Genomic DNA, 17638 nt, shown 5'->3' on the forward strand with positions numbered 1-17638 from the left:
GCACCTCATCGCATGGCCACCCCGACACTGACCTTCACGACATCGCCCGGAAGTACGGCAGTGTTCTCATCGACCGTCATTTCCCGAGCCTTTCCATCGACCTCGCGGACGATGGCATAGGTGACTGTCGCGGTCTCCTTTGCGGATGTCGCCTCGACTGCCGACTGCATCAAAGCTTCGCTCATCAGGTCACGGCTGGTGCCGAGCTTCAGTGTGTTGGTTTCCAGTTCTCGTTCTGTGTTCTGCAGTTCCTGGGCAAGCTGCGCATCCCAATCATTGCGCAGGTTTGTCTCGTCCTGTCCGGCCTTGTTGATGTCCTGGCGTGCCTTCAGGGACGCAGTGTCGATATCGAGCAGGCCGGCCTGAAGATCCGTCATCTGCTGTTCGATGGACAGGCGGCGGGAACTGACCGCCAGACCCTTTTCCGTCAGGTTGTAGACCTTCTCCCGGTCGCTCTGAACGAGCTCCAGCTGTCTGGACTGAGTGTCGGCCTTCTTTGCCAGCGATTCGATTTCACTGTTCAGGAGGGTCTTCAAGTCGGCGAGCGCCTGCAGTTGCAACGTCAGGCGCTTGTTGCGCGACTTCATGAGTGCTGTTTCGCTAGCAAGCAACTGATCTGCCTCGGAGATACCTTCGAGCTCCTTTGGCGGACTGATGCTGTCCTTGCCTGAGATCTCCGCCTGCAGGCGAGCACGGCGGGCGAGAAGGCGGTTGCGCTCGGCGATAAGAACCGACGCATCTCCCTCGGAACGGATATAGTCGCGCGCGACACGCTGCCCCGGATCGGGCCGACGCATTCCGCCTCCGAGACTTAAGGCTTTCAACACCGTCATGCCGGGCACATAGGCATACTGTCCGGGAGACTGAATCTCACCGGAGATATAGATCGGCCGGTACTGCGCGATCTCGACGGATGCGGAGGGACGGTCGCGCAGTCCGAACAGTTGCTGCATCTTTTCGCCGATCTCTGCGGAGACTTCCTCGGCCGTTTTGCCGGATGCGGCGAGTTCACCGAGAAAGGGCAGCGAGATCTTGCCCGAGGCGCCGACCGTATAATCGCCACTGACGGCCGACCAGTCACGAACAGCCCCTTCCGCGGTCTGCCACTCGGCGACGCGGACCCTCAGCTTATCCATAACGCCGAGATGATACTCTTCAGCGCGCACTGGGCCATGAAAGGCAAAAGCCGCGCACAGGGAGAAGGCGAGCGGCCAAACCAAAGCTCTTGAGCCAGTGCCTGTAGACGCCCGGCGGCGGAAGAAAGTACGCATGTGATACCCCGTTTTCTTCTCTGTCGTCTTCGTCCGGCGGCATGGCCGCCGGACGTCAGTAGCTTCCGCGCGACAGGCAGACGGCGGGTACCGTCCGGCCTACGATGATGAGGTCGTTAATCAGCGACCAGTTCTGTACATAGTGAGAATCGAGCGCGACGCGCGACGCATAGGAGACGTCGTTGCGGCCGCTGACCTGCCAAAGACCGGTGAGACCGGGACGGCTTTGCAGATAGAACTGGGCGGCAACCTCGTAGAGTTCCAGCTCCTCTTCGACGACGGGACGCGGGCCGACGACGCTCATCTCACCGCGGACGATGTTGATGAGTTGCGGCAACTCGTCGAGACTGAGTTTGCGGAGCACGCTGCCGACGACGGTTACCCGCGGATCGTCCTGCAGCTTTCGGCTGGTGCGCCATTCCTCGTAGGCGGCCGGATTGTTTCGCAGATACTCCTGCAAGATCCGGTCCGCATCCTCCCGCATGGTGCGGAACTTCAGGCAGTAGAAGCTTCGGCCATTATGCCCCACACGGCGATGGCCGTAGAAGACCCGGCCACCGTCTGAGAATTTGACGAGAGCCGCAATCAGAAGAAAAAGAGGGCTGAAAAGCAGCAAAGCCGCCAAGGCGGCGGAGACGTCGAAAACCCTCTTGGATACCCCCCAACCGGCGGAGTGCCGGCCTCAAGCGTGTGCAACAACGGCGAACTGGCCGATCGAGTCGCGTACTTCATAGAGATGACTCCATTTACGTTGGCGATTGGTCGGTCCCTGGGGACGCGGCCCTTATCCAAGACGGAGTGTGTGGTCAGATTTTGTCTTGCGTCGCCACCGACACCCGGAAATGGTTCCCTTCGAACCCCGCGCCCTCTGCGCCGGTCACGCGCCGCTCAACCGATTACTGGTGGCCTCAACTAGAGGGATCGTGTCGGCACGGCCGGTCACGAGATGATCCAAACATTAATACTTTGTAACATTATATTAACTCAGAAATTCCGAAATCTACGGCCTACGGTATACAGGTTCCGGCACCCAGCATTCTCCCGCCCGCATCCGGGACACAGGAAAACGGTCCCCCAAGAAGAATATTTTTGCGGCGCATCATTATGTTGCGCCGCACATTTTTCAATTCGCATTTTCTAAATTTGTAACAAAACGTGATTGCAGCGTCGCTGTTTTCACGTCCTAGTAGCGCAACTCCCAGCGTCACCCATACGATTTCCTGCAACCGAAGCGGGCTTCACGCGTTCATTCGAGAGAATGCGACGCCACTCTGTGGCGAATCTGGGGCGCACCGGAGAACGTGCATTCCTGCCTCTACTTCGTAACACAACCGAAAGGACGTTACCCTATGCTGCCGAAGAGGGAAGAATTCCCGGATTTCCAAGGACATGCACGTTGAAACGACGAGCAATGATCAATATATTTGTTTGAGCCTTGAGAGGAGAAGGCAGTCCGGCGATGAATACTACGTCACTCGACTCGGATATGAGGTGACCAAGATGTATGGACCTCGTGTCATGATGAGCATGGTCGCTGTCCTGATCGTCTTTGGTCTGGTCACCTACGGCCTGACCGGCTCCGTCACCACCACCCTCGTACAGACGGCAGTGAGCGCGGTACTGCTGCAGGTTGGATATTTTCTGGCGGTCCTTTTTATGGTCGCGAAGGCAGCACGGCAGCGCAAATCCGACTTAGAGACGCCCGCCACGGACGACAAGGCGAAGAGTGCGCGCGTGTCGCGCCTCAACAATCCCGACCCTTCCAAGCTCTGAGCTTCTACTTAGATCGGCGGTCATCTCGCAATCACCGCATGCCCTGTTTGCGTCATGATCGTTCGCCACTCTCCGGCCGAGCCTTTCGAGCGCTCACCTCGCCCGTTAACCGGTACAGGAGTGTCGCATGCCTCAGATACAGGCCATCTGCGTCGTCATCGCGGCCAGGAATGCATCGGCAACGATAGGAAGAGCGGTCGCATCCGCCCTGGCGGAACCCGAGACCGCCGAGGTCGTCGTCATCGACGACGGCTCCACCGACACCACATCGGCGGCCGCCAAGGCTGTGGACGACGACAGCGGCCGGCTTCGCATCCTGCGCTTCGAGAAGAACCGCGGCCCCGCCGCCGCACGCAATGCGGCGATCGCCTGCTCGTCCTCCCCGTTCATCGCCATTCTCGACGCTGACGACTTTTTCGTTCCGGGGAGATTCGGCAGGCTCCTCGCCGACAATGAATGGGATTTCGTTGCCGACAACATCGCGTTCATCGAGGAGTCGCGCGTCACGGGCGCACCTCCGGCGATACCGGAATTTCATCCGCAACCGCGCCTCATCGATCTAGAGAGTTTCGTCGAAGGCAATATTTCGCGACGTGGGGTACGCCGCGGGGAAATCGGCTTTCTGAAACCGGTGATGCGCCGCGCCTTCCTCGAGTCCAACGAGCTGAGGTACCGCGAGGACTTGCGCCTGGGCGAGGATTACGAGCTCTATGTCCGCGCGCTCGCAAAGGGAGCTCGCTATCGTCTGATTCACGCTTGCGGTTACTGTGCCGTGGTGCGGAGCGACTCGCTGAGCGGACGCCACCGCACCGAGGATCTCCGCCGTCTCTACGAAGCCGACCGCGCCATCCTTGCCGACAGCTCCCTCTCCGAGGCAACCGTTGCGGTGCTTCGTCGGCATGAGCGGCACATCCGGGCAAAATATGAGCTTCGCCATTTCCTCGACCTCAAGAACGGTAGCGGCCCGCTCGCTGCAATCCGCTACGCGCTTGCCCGCCCGGCAGCCCTTGCCGCCATTGGAAGCGGCATTCTCGCGGACAAGACGGAACGCTTCCGGCGGCCGGTCCGCACTGGCGCGACGGCACATCTCGACTCGCCGGGCCTGCGCTACCTGCTCTCCGCCGTTCCCGTTTCCGCTCAGAGATAGTCCCGGCGCACCCGCTCGAGTTCGGCCGCGAACCGTTCCTTGCGTTCGCTCAGGAGTGCGTCGCTGCTCATTTGTGGCGTCGCCCGGCTCGCCTGCCAGAGGGCAAGAGTGGAGGGAGCGGCGAGCGCATGCTTGGCCGCCATGCGCAGCGAGGTCTGGCGGGGTTCGCGATCGAGAACGGCGACATCACCGAGATCGGAGCGGCGGACTTCACTTCCGGCCGGAACATTCTCCCTGAAATCGACCCCCCAGAACCTGGCGCCCTTGGCGATCGCCTCGGCGCGACTGGAGACGGGCACCTGGCGCGGGTGGTAGGAAACGCCGAGCGTGGAAGCCCAGTCCCGCCACTTGAAACTGTTGATGCTGCGGGACGTCGTGACCGCCACCCAGGGAATCCGAAATGCATCGGCAAGGATCGCCCCGTGCATGGATTCTGCGACCACCATCTCGGATTCCGCAATCGTGCGGATCACGTCCTTCGCCTCCCCCCGCGGATCGATGTAGTTGAGCCCCACCGTCTCGCAGATCGCCGGCCACAGGCCGGCGACGGCCGACTCCCAATGGGGCACGAAGCTCTTACGATATTTCTTTTCGGTGTCGCTAAACTCCGGCATGTCGGCGACCATGACCGCGGGATCGACGATGCCTTTTTCGGGAGGCAGACCCGCAGCTTCGGCGGTGAGCGGTCCCCGCACACAGCGGATGTCCCACTCGTCCTTGTCGGACATGTCCGGCAAGGTTCCGTAGCCGAAGCCGCTGCCGATCACGAGCTTGCGCATGCCTGATGGAAGAAGCGCACGATCGAGAACGGTACCGACGCCGACGAGCAGGACATCAGGGTGAACATCCCGAAAGCCCGGCAGCAGGTTATCCCAAAGCCACAGATTGAGGTCGTCACCGAAATTGCCGTGCTGTGATTGCCAGTAAAAGGGCTGCATCTGGTCCTCCTGGTTGCCACACGGGCCGCGAGAAAGCGGTCCCGCCGGACGGCAGAAAACGTATTGAAATCAGTTGGCGGATGACTGGCGCACGAGTTTCCCGACCGCCAGATGCATGACGCTCTGCAGGATGGCGGGATCGCGCCAGAACCACCGTGCGAGCAGGCTGACCTGCGGGACTTTGCGTCGCTTGACGAGGCGGGCCTGACTCCAGAGGGCCTGCCTTCGCGCCGTCTGCTTATAGCCGCGGATGGAGGCGACTTCGTCCGGGCGTCCCTGGAAGCGGCCTTCGAGCGTGTCGAGCGCCACCCAGGTGTTGAACTGTTGCTTGAGGAACTGCGGCGAGTCGTTATCAATGCTATGGAAGATGTTGACGCCCTCACCACGGACCGCACCGGCGGCATCGCAGAGGACCGTCCGGCGGGCGGCAAGCACGCAATCGCAGAAGAAGAGGACGTCTTCCGCGGCGAGACGTAGCTCGGCCTCGAAGCGCGACGTCTCGAAGAGCGGCCGCCCCAGAACCATGCAGGACAAGTGCAGGAAGCTCCAGTTCTTCAGCATGACACGCGACAGTTCCGGAAGCTCGATCATCAGAGGATCGTCCGAAAGGCGCACCGCCCGTTCGCTCCGCTCGAGCTCTGCCATGCCGAAGTGATAATAGAAGGCGTCGCTGCCGGTAATCGAGGCGAAATAGCAGTCCGCACCGAACTGCGTCATCGCTACAAAGGCGTTTTGCAGGTGATCGGGCGTCCACAAATCGTCGGAATCAAGAAAGGCGACAAAGTCGGTGTCTCCCGGCACATGTTCGAGGCCGGTGTTACGCGCCCCACCCGGTCCGGCATTCGGTTGACGAATGACCATGATCCGGTCGCGCGCTTCGGCGGGAAGCGGAGCAAGCTCGTCATCGACCGGATAGGGCGACTGGTCATCGACAACGATGACATGGAAATCGCGGTAGGTCTGGGCAAGAACAGAACCGAGCGCACGCCTGAGAATGCCCGGCTCCTTCTGGTAGTACGGAATGATAACTGAAAACTTCGCCATCTTTTTGCCCCTGCAGTTTACCTAAAAGAGGTTGCCTGGCCTCCTCCAGACAGGTTGCGGCTCTCGCCCGGCGCTTACGTCTTTGTCGTCGTCGTTCCCTGGTTCGCCTACAAAGGATGTCGTCATGCCCCCAGCAGTGAACGCCAAATCGGTGACCCGTAACGTCGGCTGGAGCGTCCTATCCAAGACAGGGACATTCGGGCTTAAGTTTGTCACCGTGCCGATTTTGGCCCGCATCCTGACGCCGGACGAGTTCGGCGCCGTCGCCGTGGCGCTCGCCGCTGTTCAGTTCCTCGCGATGATCGGCGGGGCCGGCTTCGCCTCCGCGCTGATACTCCAGGAAGACGAGGATGCGGTGACGGTACACTCCGTCTTCTGGACGAATCTCGCGATTTCGGCGCTGCTGGCATTCGTCATCTACATTTACGCGGAACCCATTGCCGGCATGCTGGGAGCCACGGAGGCCGCCTACCTCCTGCGCACGATGTGTCTGCTGATTCCGCTGCAACTCGGCGGCGACGTCGCCTATGCCCTGCTTGCCCGGCGCATGCAGTTCTCCAAGGATGCACTGTGGAGCATGATCTCGGAGTCGCTCGGTGCGGCCATCGCGCTGGTACTTGCGCTCGCAGGCGTCGGCGTGTGGGCGCTCGTCGCACAACTCTTCTCCTCCGCCCTCATCCGTATCTGGGGTCTCTACGCCGTCTCGCGCTACCGCCCGGGATTCGCCTTCAGCATTCGCCGCGTGTTGGCACTCACCCGTTTCAGTCTCGGGATGATGGGCTCCGAGGTCGCCAATTTCGTTACGTTCCAGTCGCCGATGGTGGTGATCTCCCGACACCTCGGCTTGGCGGATGCGGGTGCATATTCCGCTGCCAACCGTTTCTCGAGCATTCCGAATCAGGTGGTGTTGTCCGCGGTCATGGGCGTTTTGTTCCCGGCATTCAGCTCGATGATGCATGATCGCGAACGGCGATCACAGGCGCTGATGCTGAGCACACAGGTGACGACCGTGCTGCTCGCTCCGATGATGTTCGGTCTCTGGGCGGTCGCAGAGCCTGCCATGCGCGTGCTGTTCGGTGAGCAGTGGGCCTATGCCTGGCCCGTGCTCGGCCTGCTTGCCATATCCAAGGGCATTCTTACGCCCTGCAGCACCTTCATTCCCTATCTGAAGGGCATCGGCCGTGGCGGCGTGCTCTTCTGGTGGGCTCTCCTGCGTGCGGCCGTCACCACCGCTGCCGTCGCGGCCGGTGCTCTGCGGGGATCGCTGGTTGAAGCCATGATCGCGCTCTGCATCGTCAACGCAATCGTCCTTGCCGGCTACTCGTGGATCGTCTTCAGGGCCGACGACAAGCCGTTCCGGCGCGGCTTCCTCCAGGCGAGCCGACCCATGTTCACCTCGATCGTCATGGCGGTCGCAGTGCGGGCGCTTCTCGACAGCTATGGATACCTCATCCCCAATCCCGCGCTGCAGATGGTGGCCGGTATCCTTGCAGGTGGCATGATTTACGCCGTTCTCATCCTGCTCACCGAACGGCCGCTGCTGCGGACGCTCATGGCGCTTACCCGCAAATCCACTCCCCCTGCAACGGCAGTGGCGGCAATCGCGGAATAGGATCGGCGATGCGTGCCTCAATTGGGGCAAGATCTGTGCAGGTTGGCCTCCTCCGCTGAGTCAGCAATAGCCTGCCAGCCTTCCGACGGGAAAAAATCCGACCGCCGTTAGCGGTATTCTCGCACGACACACAACCATATCGTTGATCATCGTAATTGCCTGCAATCCTGCGTATTTTGACAAAATGCAAGCATCGGAAACTATTACCTGCGAGACGTTCGTACCCGTACTTTTGTGCGCCGCAGCATGTCCGGCAGCGTTTTCTCGCTGCACTGCCATATTTTCTACCTCTTCACGGCCCTAGCTTAGGGATGCGGGCTCAAGTCTGCTCTGGTTGAAACGGCTGCTTTAGGGGGAGCGGCCCAATAGGGGTGACTGCCATCGTGAACGTCGACGCGAACGTCTCATCGCGGATCAATATGATGCGTCTTCTGCTGATTGCAGGGATCGTCTTTGTCCACATACCCTACGATCCGCAAAGAAGTCCCTATCTCGGGAACTATGGCACCGTGGACTGGCTGCGAGTCTATCTCGGAGACAGCCTCTTCCGCATCGGTGTTCCGTGCCTCAGCGCGATCTCCGGCTACCTGCTTTTCCGCCGCGGACTTACCCAGTTCGACTACCGCAGGGTCCTCGGCAGCAAGGCGGTGACGGTCCTGCTTCCTTTCATGATCTGGAACAGTGCCTTCCTGGTCCTCGTCTACGCGGCACAGAGGAACGGCGTTGCCGTCGGCTACCTCCCGGACGTCGCGGGAGCTCCCTCGCACGACCTGGCAAGCCTCGCCTTTGCCGTGCAGGACTGGCCGATCAACCTGCCGCTCTATTTCCTGCGTGACCTTCTGCTGTGCATTGCGCTCTCTCCACTTCTCGGACAGCTCGTCATGCGCTTTCCGCATGTCACCCTGGCCTTGTTCCTGGCCTATGCCGTGCTGCCGCTCCCGAACCTGATATTCCTGAAGAAATCGATCCTGTTCGGTTTCAGCCTCGGCATCTACGCCTCTCTTCACCAGGTCGACGTCAAGCGTCTCGACGAACATGCCATGCCCATTACGATTGTCGTCGGCTTGGCGTCGCTGCTGTTGGCGGCAGGACTCTACGCAACCGGGCCTGAATATCCGGTGTGGCTGGAAATGCTGCGCAGCCTCACGGCAATTGCCGGCATTCTCGGGGCCTGGTCGCTGTCGAGCCTTCTCGTCGGTACCCGTTTCGGCAACCGGCTCGCCTCCGGCGGCGGTCTCAGCTTCTGGATCTTCTGCGGCCACTATCCGCTCCTGATCCTGCTGTGGATGGCCTGGAACCGAACGGGCTCGGCTTCCTATCCGCTCTTCTATCTCACGGCGCCGGTGCTGACCCTGGTGTTCCTGATAACAACGCATGGTCTCGCGAAACGTACGACTCCCGGACTTCACGCCGTCCTCACCGGCAATCGGACAGGGAACAGCCGCGGGCGACGCTATCCGCAGACCGAGGCCGTCGCCTCCCGCTCCGAATACTCGTCGTAAGCAAAGGTGACAGACGATGACATCTCTCCTCAAGACAGAATGCCACCGCCTTGCAATCATCAGCCTGCTGGCGGTGGCGCCGACCGCCGCCGCTGCTCAGGAAGGTGTAACCGGGACGTCTTTCGTTGAAACCTTTGACAAGCTCGACACCTCGTTCTGGTTTGTGTCGGACGGCTGGAACAACGGTCCGCATCAGAACTGCACCTGGTCGAAATCGCAGGTGTCCGTGGCGGGCGGCCTCCTGACACTGACCTTCGACCAGCAGAAGACAGGTGACCGCGACTATGTGTGCGGCGAGATCCAGACTCGCAAGCGGTACGGCTACGGCACGTACGAAATCCGGATGAAGGCCGCGACCGGCTCCGGCCTGAACTCCGCCTTCTTCAGCTATATCGGTCCGGCCGACAAGAAGCCGCACGACGAAATCGACTTCGAAGTGCTCGGCAGGGACACGTCGAAGGTCCAGGTCAACCAGTACGTCTCGCGCAAGGGCGGCAACGAAGCTCTCGTCGACGTGCCCGGCGGCGCCGACACAGGCTTCAACGACTATGCCTTCGTCTGGGAGAAGGACCGGTTGCGCTTCTTCGTCAACGGCGAAATGGCCCACGAGGTCACCGATCCGACAAAGCTGCCGGTCAACGCGCAAAAGATTTTCATCAGCCTTTGGGGCACGGACACGCTCAAGGACTGGATGGGCAACTTCGCCTTCTCCAGCCCGACGCGGATGCAGATCGAACAGGTCGCGTTCACGGCCGCAGGCGACAAGTGCCAGTTCGAGGGCTCTCTCGTCTGCAAGCTGAAGTGAACCGCCCCTGTCCTGGAGAACGGATGCAATGACGCTTCACGTGCTTTACCTCGTCCACGATCTCGCCGATCCCGCCGTTCGTCGCCGGGTGCTGATGCTGTCGGCCGGAGGCGCGCGGATAACGCTTGCCGGCTTCCGCCGCGGCGACAACGCACTGGCTGCGGTGGAGGGTCTGCGTCCGATCGAACTCGGCGTCACTGCCGACGGCCGTTTCGCACAACGTCTGGGCGCAGTCGGCAAGGCCTGTCTCAACATCAGCAGCAGGCTCCGCGGCGTCGCCAGGCCGGACGTCATCATCGCACGCAATCTCGAAATGCTCGCAGTCGCCAACCGGGCGGTCACGGCCTTCGGTGGCCGCGTTCCGATCGTGTACGAGAGCCTCGACATCCATCGTCTCCTGCTCCGCGGCGACTTCGTCGGTCGGATGTTGCGCGGTGCGGAAGCGCGTCTCGGGCAAAAAGCAAAGCTTCTGATCACCAGCTCCCCTGCGTTCGTCGAAAACTACTTCCGCCCGCTTTCCGGGCTCGATCTCCCTGTTCTCCTCTTGCAAAACCAGGTTCTGGCGCTCGGGAACGAAGCAGACGCACTGCCGCCGGCGCGTAAACGCAGGAAGGGCGATCCGTGGCGAATCGGCTGGTTCGGAGCGCTACGGTGCAGCCGTTCGCTGGCGATGCTCTCTGCATTGTCGCGCGCCATGGGCGGCCGGGTCGAGATCGTCCTGCGTGGTCGGCCTGCCCGATCGGAATTGAGAGGCTTCGACGGCGTCATCGCGGCGGAGCCGTTCATGACCTTCGGAGGTTCTTACCGCAACCCGGAAGATCTCCAGGCGATCTATGCCGACGTGGATTTCGTCTGGACGATCGATTTCTTCGAGGAGGGCCAGAACTCGAGCTGGCTGCTGCCGAACCGCCTCTACGAAGGTTGTCGCCACGGCGCTGTCCCGATCGCGGTGGCCGGCACGGAAACAGCTCGTTTCCTCGATGACCGGAAAATCGGGTTCGTGCTTCCCGATGCCGACGGGTCCGGCCTGCAGGCGTTGTTCGAAGGCATGAACGAAGAGAGCTATCGGCATGCCTGCTATGCCGTCGCGAAGCAGCATCCTTCTCTATGGACCATCAAGCAATCGGACTGCGAGGCCCTTGTCCGGCGGCTCGCAACGCTTTCGACGAATACAGAAGGCGCTGCAGCCGTGGCAGTGGCCCACTCCCATACCTATCGCGATCAAGGAGGACTATCATGACGGCTGAACAGCTGAAGTCGGTGCGGTGCCTCATTGTCATACCCTGCCTAAACGAGGCCGGACACATCGAAACGGTCATCGGCAACCTGCACAAGGCGCTCGCAGACCTCGACGCCCGGATCATCGTTGCCGACGGCGGCAGCACAGACGGAACCCGCGACATCGTACAACGGATCGAACGCGGGAATCCCAAGGTCACGCTGCTCGCCAATCCGAAGAGGATCCAGAGCGCTGGAGTCAATGTCGCGGTCGCGACCTACGGCCTTGATTGCGACTATCTGATCCGCATCGACGCCCATGGCGGCTATCCGGAAGACTACTGCCAGACGCTGGTGGCCGATGCACTCGCCACGGGCGCGGATTCCGTCGTCGTCGGCATGCGGACCGTTGGGTTCGGGCTGTTCCAGAAGGCGGCGGCGCTTGCCCAGAACTCGCGTCTCGGCAACGGCGGTTCGCGTCACCGCATCGGTGCCGCCAGCCATTGGACCGATCACGGCCACCACGCGCTGATGAAAATCGCAGTTTTTCGGAAGATGGGCGGCTACGACGAGGCGTTCAACCACAATGAGGATGCCGAGCTCGACTACCGGCTGAACCAGGCGGGATACTGTATCTGGATGACCGACAAGACCAGCATGGTCTACTATCCGCGAACCAATCCCGTCTCTCTCTACCAGCAGTATTTCGGCTATGGCCGTGGCCGTGCTCGCAACTTCCTGAAGCATCGCTCGTGGCCGAGCATCCGCCAGATGATTCCGCTGTCGGTCGTTCCCGTGACCATCGGTGCAGCACTCGCCGTCTTCAACGCCGCCGCGGTCGTCCCGTTCGCGCTTTGGGCGGCAGCCTGCCTCGGCTACGGCGCCTGGCTGGCGATCGGAGAGCGCAACCCGCACGGACCGCTCGCCGCCGTTTCCGCGATGGTCATGCATTTCGCGTGGTCCGCCGGTTTCTGGCGCGAGGTGATCGCGACCGGCAATCGCGTGCCGACCCGGGCGACGGGTGGGGAGATGTCGCGATGAGTCAACGTCAGACGGCAGATGCAGTACCGGCAACGCGGATCGACATCGGCGTCTGTACCTTCCGGCGGCAGACCCTCGAAAGGACGCTGCTGTCGCTCGCAGTCATCGAGATCCCGGAAGGGGTTACCCTTCGCGTGATCGTGGCCGACAATGACGTGGAACCGAGCGCAGAACCGCTCGTCGAACGGACAAGACGGCGGCTGCCATACGACATTTCCTATGTTCATTGTCCCGCCGGCAACATCTCGATCGCGCGCAACGCTTGCCTCGACGAGGCGACCGGCGACTACCTCGCCTTCATCGACGACGACGAAACGGCGTCCGAATACTGGATTTCCAGCCTGCTCGCGACCGCGCGGGCGACCGGTGCCGATGCGGTTCTCGGCCCCGTCGCGGCGCGTTACGAGGAGCAGGCTCCGAGCTGGATGCGGCGTGGGGACTTTCACTCGACCCGGCCCGTCTGGGTCGGCGGCGAAATCCGCACCGGCTATACCTGCAATGTCCTGCTGCGGCTCGGATCACCGGTCGTCGCGGGGCGCCGCTTCAATCTCGCGCTCGGCAAGAGCGGCGGGGAGGACACCGCGTATTTCACGCAGATGAACAGGGCCGGCGGCAAGATCGCCTTCGCTCCCGAGGCGCTGGTGTCCGAACCCGTTCCGGAACAGAGGGCGCGGTTCGGCTGGCTTGCTGCCCGGCGCTATCGCATGGGCCAGACCCACGGCCGCCTGCTGGCGGAGGGCACGTCGGCTACCGCACGACCGATCCAGATCGTGCTGGCCGCCGCGAAGTCCGGCTATTGCGCAACGGCGGGACTGCTCCTCGCGCCCTTCGCCGTGCCGCGGAACCGATATCTCCTGCGGGCCATTATGCATGCTGGCGTCGTCACCGGTCTGGGGGGGCCCGCATCATTCATCAATACGGAAAGGTGGAGGCGAGCATCCCATGATTGAGCCGACGTGTGACGTCACCGTCGTGATTGCCGCCTTTAACGCCGAGTCGACGATCGAGCGCGCGATAGTGAGTGCGCTGATGCAGGATGATGTCAGCGTCGAGGTCATCGTCGTCGACGACTGCTCGCGCGACACGACCCGTGAAACCGTCCTGGCGATCGACGATCCCCGTGTGCGGCTGATCGCGCACGAGCGCAACAAGGGACCGGGCGGCGCGCGCAATACGGCGTTCGACGCCGCGTCGGGCCGGTGGCTCGCCGTTCTCGACGCCGACGACACGATCTACAGCGACCGCCTTTCCCGTCTTGTCCACCAAGCGGAGGAGACGGGCGCCGACGTGATCGTCGACAATCTCGACATCGTCTCGCCGCAAGGCGTGCGCCGTACCATGTTCGCCGAGGCCGACCTCTCCCGCCGTCCGTGGATGACGCTCGAGGCCTTCATCTCGTCAAATGTGCTCTTCCGGTCGACCTACAACTACGGCTACATGAAACCCGTCTTCAGCCGCAGCTTTCTCGACGGACACGGGCTGCGCTTCGATGAGAGCCTCAGGATCGGGGAAGACTACATCCTGCTCGCATCGGCCCTCGCCGCCGGCGGCCGGTGCACTGTCTGCCCTCGTGTCGGCTATGCCTATCATCTCACGGACGGTTCGATATCGAGCGTTCTCAAGCGCCATCACGTCGAAGCCATGCTGGCAGCCGACGCAGCCTTCGTTCAGTCCTTTCCACTCGACACGGCCGCCCTCAGGGCGCAGCGCCGGCGCAGACGCAGTCTGGAGCAGGCCCGCTCTTTCCTCGTCTTGGTCGACCACTTCAAACAAAGAGCCGTCGCACCGGCCCTGGTCACCGCGCTTCGCGACCCGCTGGCGCTCAGGCACCTGAGAATGCCGATTGCCGCGCGGCTGCGGCGACTGATCGGCCCGCAGGCTTCGACGATGCGAAAAGATCCAACCCGGGCAACAGGCCCACACACTAGCAAAGGATAGTGCAATGGACCCAGTGAAGACCGTCAGGAAAGCCGTGATTCCCGTTGCCGGCAACGGAACCCGCTTTCTACCCGCCACCAAGGCTATGCCGAAGGAAATGCTGACTATCGTCGACCGTCCTGTCGTCCAGTATGCCGTCGACGAGGCGCGCGAGGCCGGCATCGAGCAGATCATCTTCGTCACCGGCCGCAACAAGCAGGCGATCGAGGACCATTTCGATGATGCGCCGGAGCTGATCTCTTCGCTCACCCGGTCGGGCAAGACGGCGCAGGTCTCCGAACTCGCCGACATGTTGCCGGCCGCAGGTTCGGTAAGCTTCACGCGCCAGCAGGCGCCGCTCGGTCTCGGCCATGCGGTCTGGTGTGCGCGCGAACTCGTCGGCGACGAACCCTTCGCGCTGCTGTTGCCCGATATGATCTCCTACGGCGTCCGCGGCTGCCTGGCGGGCCTGATGGATCTCTACCACGCGGCGGGTGGCAATGTCGTCGGCGTCGAGCAGTGCGCGCCGGAAGATACGTCGAAATACGGAATCGTCGGCAAGGGAACGGGCGTGCCTCACGGCTTTACCGTGACCGAGATGGTCGAGAAGCCTCAGCCGAGTGCTGCCCCTTCGAACTATTATCTGAACGGCCGATACATCCTTCAGCCGGACGTCTTCGACATTCTCGCCCATCAAAGGCGAGGTGCCGGCAACGAGATCCAGCTGACCGACGCGATGGTGACCTTGTCGGAAAGCCAGCCGTTCTACGCCCACCCCTACGAGGGACGCACCTTCGACTGCGGCTGCAAGCACGGCTTCATCGAGGCCAATGTGGCCTTTGCGCTCGCACGCGATGACATCAGCGGGCTGGTGTTCGACTCGGTCCGCGACATGGTCCTGTCTCACGAAGGCCGTATCCGGGCAGCATAGTGACAGCCCACCGGCGCCCCGCCGGCGAAAGACGAGAGCGGTCCGGAGAAAATCCGGGCCGCCCATTCGACACCAGATGAAGGCGCAGCCATGCACCAGCGAACCATTCCCCTGAACGGCGTTTTGCCCCGCGAGAAGGACGATTCCGACTCCTTCATTGACCTCGACCGGCTGCTGGCGGCGATCCTTCGCCGGGCGGGCATCATCACGCTGACTGCCGCGATCTTCGCCGTTCTCGGCGTCGCCTATCTCGTCTTCACGACACCTGTCTACACGTCGATGACGCAGATTCTCCTCGACGAGAATCTCTCAAGATTTGCGCAAGAAGAGCAGACGCCGGTGCAGGGCAAGCAGCAGGCGGACACACAAATCTCGAGCGCGGTGGAAATCCTGAAGTCGAACAAGCTCGCCCTGAGAGTGGTCGATGAGCTCGGCCTCGCCAACAACGAGACCGTTCTCAATCCACCGAAATCGCTGCCGTCGGTCGTCAAAACGTGGCTGCGCGGCTCCGTCGGCCTCTTCAGCGCAGCGACGGCCGACGATCCCGCGATCGGCGACGCCCGGCAGAAGGCGGCCGCCCTTCTTCAACAGGGGGTCACCGTCGAACGCGTCGGTCGCAGTTCCGTTGTTGCACTCTCCTACCGATCGCCGGACCCGCAACTCGCCGCCCGTGTCGCCAAGGGGTACAGTAACGCCTATCTCGCCGACCAGCTCAACGCCAATTTCGAAGCGGCCGAGCGCGCATCAGTCTGGCTTCAGGAGCGTCTCGACAGCCTGAGGGAGCGCGCACAGGCAGCCTCTCTCGAGGCCGAGCGCTACAAGGCGGAGAACGGACTCACGTCGGCACGTGGAGAGCTGATGTCGGAACAGCAACTTTCCGACCTCAATAGCCAGCTCATCATCGCCCAGGCCGACGCGGCGCGCGCATCCGCACGTTACAACCAATTCAAGGCGATCATCGATCAAGGGCGCGACAACGCAGTCAAGAACGCGACGGCCGCTTCGGACGGCTCGGACAATGCCGTGATCCAGGACCTTCGCACACGCTATCTGTCGATAGAGCGGCGGGAGAAGGATATCACCGCGAGTTTCGGCGCGGACCATCCGCAGGCCGTGGCCCTCAAGGCGGAGAAAGACGACGTCGCCCAGCAGATCTTTCAGGAGATGCAGCGACTGACCGAACGCTATCGCAATGAGTTCGAGGTCACGCAGTCGCGTGAACAGTCCCTTCGCAAGAGCATAGAGGGTGTGACGGGCAAGAATTCCGAAGCTAACCAGTCGATGGTGCGGCTCAGGGAACTGGAGCAGCGCGCCACCGCGCTCAAGTCGCTCTACCAGTCCTATCTCGACCGCTACGAACAGGCTTCGCAGCAGCAATCCTTCCCCATCGCAGAGGCACGCGTGATTTCCGAACCGGGCGTTCCGGTCTCGCCCTCGAGTCCGAAGAAGACATTGGTTCTGGCGCTTTCGGCCGTCCTCGGCCTTATGGCAGGCGGCGCGCTCGCCTTCGTCCAGGAAATGCAAGAACGATACTTCCGGCTGGAAAGTGACGTCCGGTCGGCACTTGGACAAACCTCTCTGGGTTATCTGCCGCTGGTTGGCGCCACGCCGGAAAAGCCCCTGCATCGCTTGCGTGCGGCGCTCGGCCGCCGAAGGGGTCATCCCGCGCCGCCACCGGCCCAGATGTCGCTCGAACGCATGACACGCATCGTGCTGGACACGCCGCGGTCGGCTTTCGCGGAGACGTTGAGGAACGCCAAGCTCGCGACGGACATCGTGCTGCAGGGCCGTCCGAGCCGGGTCATCGGGATCGTCTCGGCCATGCCCGGAGAAGGCAAGACGACGGTTGCCGCCAACTTTGCCGCATTGCTCGCGGCGTCGGGCAAGAAGACACTTCTCATCGACGCGGATCTGCGCAATCCCAAGCTCAGCCGGATGCTGAAGCCGGTTCCGAAAGCGGGCCTGGTGGAAGCCGTTCTCGGCGACATCACATGGACCAATGCAGTCAGGGTCGACCAGCAGTCGAAGCTCGCCGTTCTTCCGGTCGCCCCGCGCCCGAACGGCGACATCCATCCCCACACGAACGAACTGCTCGCGTCTCCGGGGATGGCGAGCATCCTGGAAAACGCGCGCCAAATCTTCGACTACGTCATCGTCGACCTGGCTCCGATCGGGCCGGTGGTCGATGCGAAAGCCTTCTCCGCCCATGCCGACGGCTTCATCTATGTCGTCGAGTGGGGCAAGACGCCGATCCGTCTTGTTACCGATCTGCTGACTGCCGAGCCGCACATAGCTGCAAAGGTTCTCGGCGTGCTGCTTAACAAGACTGACATGACGCAACTCGCCAAATATAGCGATTTCGGCGGCCAGGAAAAATTCCGCCGGAACTACGACAAGTATTACTGATCACAGAGGCCACAGCCTCCGCCGTACTGAAGC

The 17638-nt window shown here is 62.0% G+C and carries 13 protein-coding genes and 2 pseudogenes; 11 read left to right on the top strand and 4 right to left on the bottom strand.

Annotation, left to right across the window (positions count from 1 at the left end):
• Window positions 1–5: 5 nt before the first annotated feature.
• Together H4I97_RS15105 and H4I97_RS15110 are read right to left on the bottom strand one after the other, a co-directional pair.
• Window positions 6–1271 (bottom strand): polysaccharide biosynthesis/export family protein, encoded by a 1266-nt coding sequence (locus H4I97_RS15105; protein ID WP_182305462.1) that lies wholly within the window; start codon window positions 1269–1271, stop codon window positions 6–8.
• 55 nt (window positions 1272–1326) lie between these two features.
• Window positions 1327–2003: pseudogene (locus tag H4I97_RS15110) on the bottom strand (sugar transferase).
• Window positions 2004–2771: 768 nt separating this feature from the next.
• Here H4I97_RS15110 and H4I97_RS15115 point away from each other — a divergent pair.
• Together H4I97_RS15115 and H4I97_RS15120 are read left to right on the top strand one after the other, a co-directional pair.
• Window positions 2772–3044: an exopolysaccharide production repressor protein gene (locus H4I97_RS15115; RefSeq protein WP_182305463.1), complete on the top strand. Its 273-nt coding sequence runs from the start codon at window positions 2772–2774 to the stop codon at window positions 3042–3044.
• Between the two features lie 127 nt (window positions 3045–3171).
• Window positions 3172–4191 carry a glycosyltransferase family 2 protein gene (locus H4I97_RS15120; RefSeq protein ID WP_182305464.1) on the top strand — a complete coding sequence of 340 codons (1020 nt, stop codon included), beginning with the start codon at window positions 3172–3174 and terminating at the stop codon, window positions 4189–4191.
• Here the strand turns inward: H4I97_RS15120 and H4I97_RS15125 are convergent.
• Together H4I97_RS15125 and H4I97_RS15130 are read right to left on the bottom strand one after the other, a co-directional pair.
• Window positions 4182–5129, bottom strand: a complete 948-nt coding sequence (locus tag H4I97_RS15125) for a polysaccharide pyruvyl transferase family protein (RefSeq protein WP_182305465.1) — start codon at window positions 5127–5129, stop codon at window positions 4182–4184. The genes H4I97_RS15120 and H4I97_RS15125 overlap by 10 nt on opposite strands.
• A 69-nt stretch (window positions 5130–5198) precedes the next feature.
• Window positions 5199–6173 carry a glycosyltransferase family 2 protein gene (locus H4I97_RS15130; RefSeq protein WP_182305466.1) on the bottom strand — a complete coding sequence of 325 codons (975 nt, stop codon included), beginning with the start codon at window positions 6171–6173 and terminating at the stop codon, window positions 5199–5201.
• Between the two features lie 124 nt (window positions 6174–6297).
• Between H4I97_RS15130 and H4I97_RS15135 the strand changes: the two genes are divergently transcribed.
• The 9 genes and pseudogenes from H4I97_RS15135 (at window position 6298) to H4I97_RS15175 (ending at window position 17605) form a co-directional block, all read left to right on the top strand.
• On the top strand, window positions 6298–7785 hold the full coding sequence (locus H4I97_RS15135; protein WP_182305467.1) for a lipopolysaccharide biosynthesis protein: 1488 nt from the start codon (window positions 6298–6300) through the stop codon (window positions 7783–7785).
• Window positions 7786–8207: 422 nt separating this feature from the next.
• Window positions 8208–9287, top strand: coding sequence for an acyltransferase family protein (locus H4I97_RS15140; RefSeq protein WP_378143440.1), 1080 nt, complete (start codon window positions 8208–8210; stop codon window positions 9285–9287).
• A 16-nt stretch (window positions 9288–9303) separates the two neighbouring features.
• A complete protein-coding gene (exoK, locus tag H4I97_RS15145) occupies window positions 9304–10092 on the top strand; it encodes an endo-1,3-1,4-beta-glycanase ExoK (protein ID WP_182305468.1) in 789 nt (262 codons plus the stop codon).
• Between the two features lie 28 nt (window positions 10093–10120).
• The gene (locus tag H4I97_RS15150; protein ID WP_182305469.1) at window positions 10121–11332 is read left to right on the top strand and encodes a glycosyltransferase family protein; all 1212 of its coding nucleotides are present in this window, start codon (window positions 10121–10123) and stop codon (window positions 11330–11332) included.
• Complete coding sequence (locus tag H4I97_RS15155; protein WP_182305470.1) at window positions 11329–12351, top strand: glycosyltransferase family 2 protein; 1023 nt, start codon at window positions 11329–11331, stop codon at window positions 12349–12351. The genes H4I97_RS15150 and H4I97_RS15155 overlap by 4 nt, the downstream gene beginning before the upstream one ends.
• A pseudogene (locus H4I97_RS15160) lies at window positions 12348–13297 on the top strand (glycosyltransferase family 2 protein). The gene H4I97_RS15155 and the pseudogene H4I97_RS15160 overlap by 4 nt, the downstream one beginning before the upstream one ends.
• Window positions 13294–14289 (top strand): glycosyltransferase family 2 protein, encoded by a 996-nt coding sequence (locus H4I97_RS15165; protein WP_182305471.1) that lies wholly within the window; start codon window positions 13294–13296, stop codon window positions 14287–14289. The pseudogene H4I97_RS15160 and the gene H4I97_RS15165 overlap by 4 nt, the downstream one beginning before the upstream one ends.
• 4 nt (window positions 14290–14293) lie before the next feature.
• Window positions 14294–15199, top strand: a complete 906-nt coding sequence (locus H4I97_RS15170) for a UTP--glucose-1-phosphate uridylyltransferase (protein WP_182305472.1) — start codon at window positions 14294–14296, stop codon at window positions 15197–15199.
• Window positions 15200–15289: 90 nt separating this feature from the next.
• Window positions 15290–17605, top strand: coding sequence for a polysaccharide biosynthesis tyrosine autokinase (locus H4I97_RS15175; protein ID WP_182305473.1), 2316 nt, complete (start codon window positions 15290–15292; stop codon window positions 17603–17605).
• The last annotated feature ends 33 nt before the right edge of the window (window positions 17606–17638 follow it).

It is taken from the genome of Ciceribacter thiooxidans (assembly GCF_014126615.1).
GTDB lineage: Bacteria > Pseudomonadota > Alphaproteobacteria > Rhizobiales > Rhizobiaceae > Allorhizobium > Allorhizobium thiooxidans.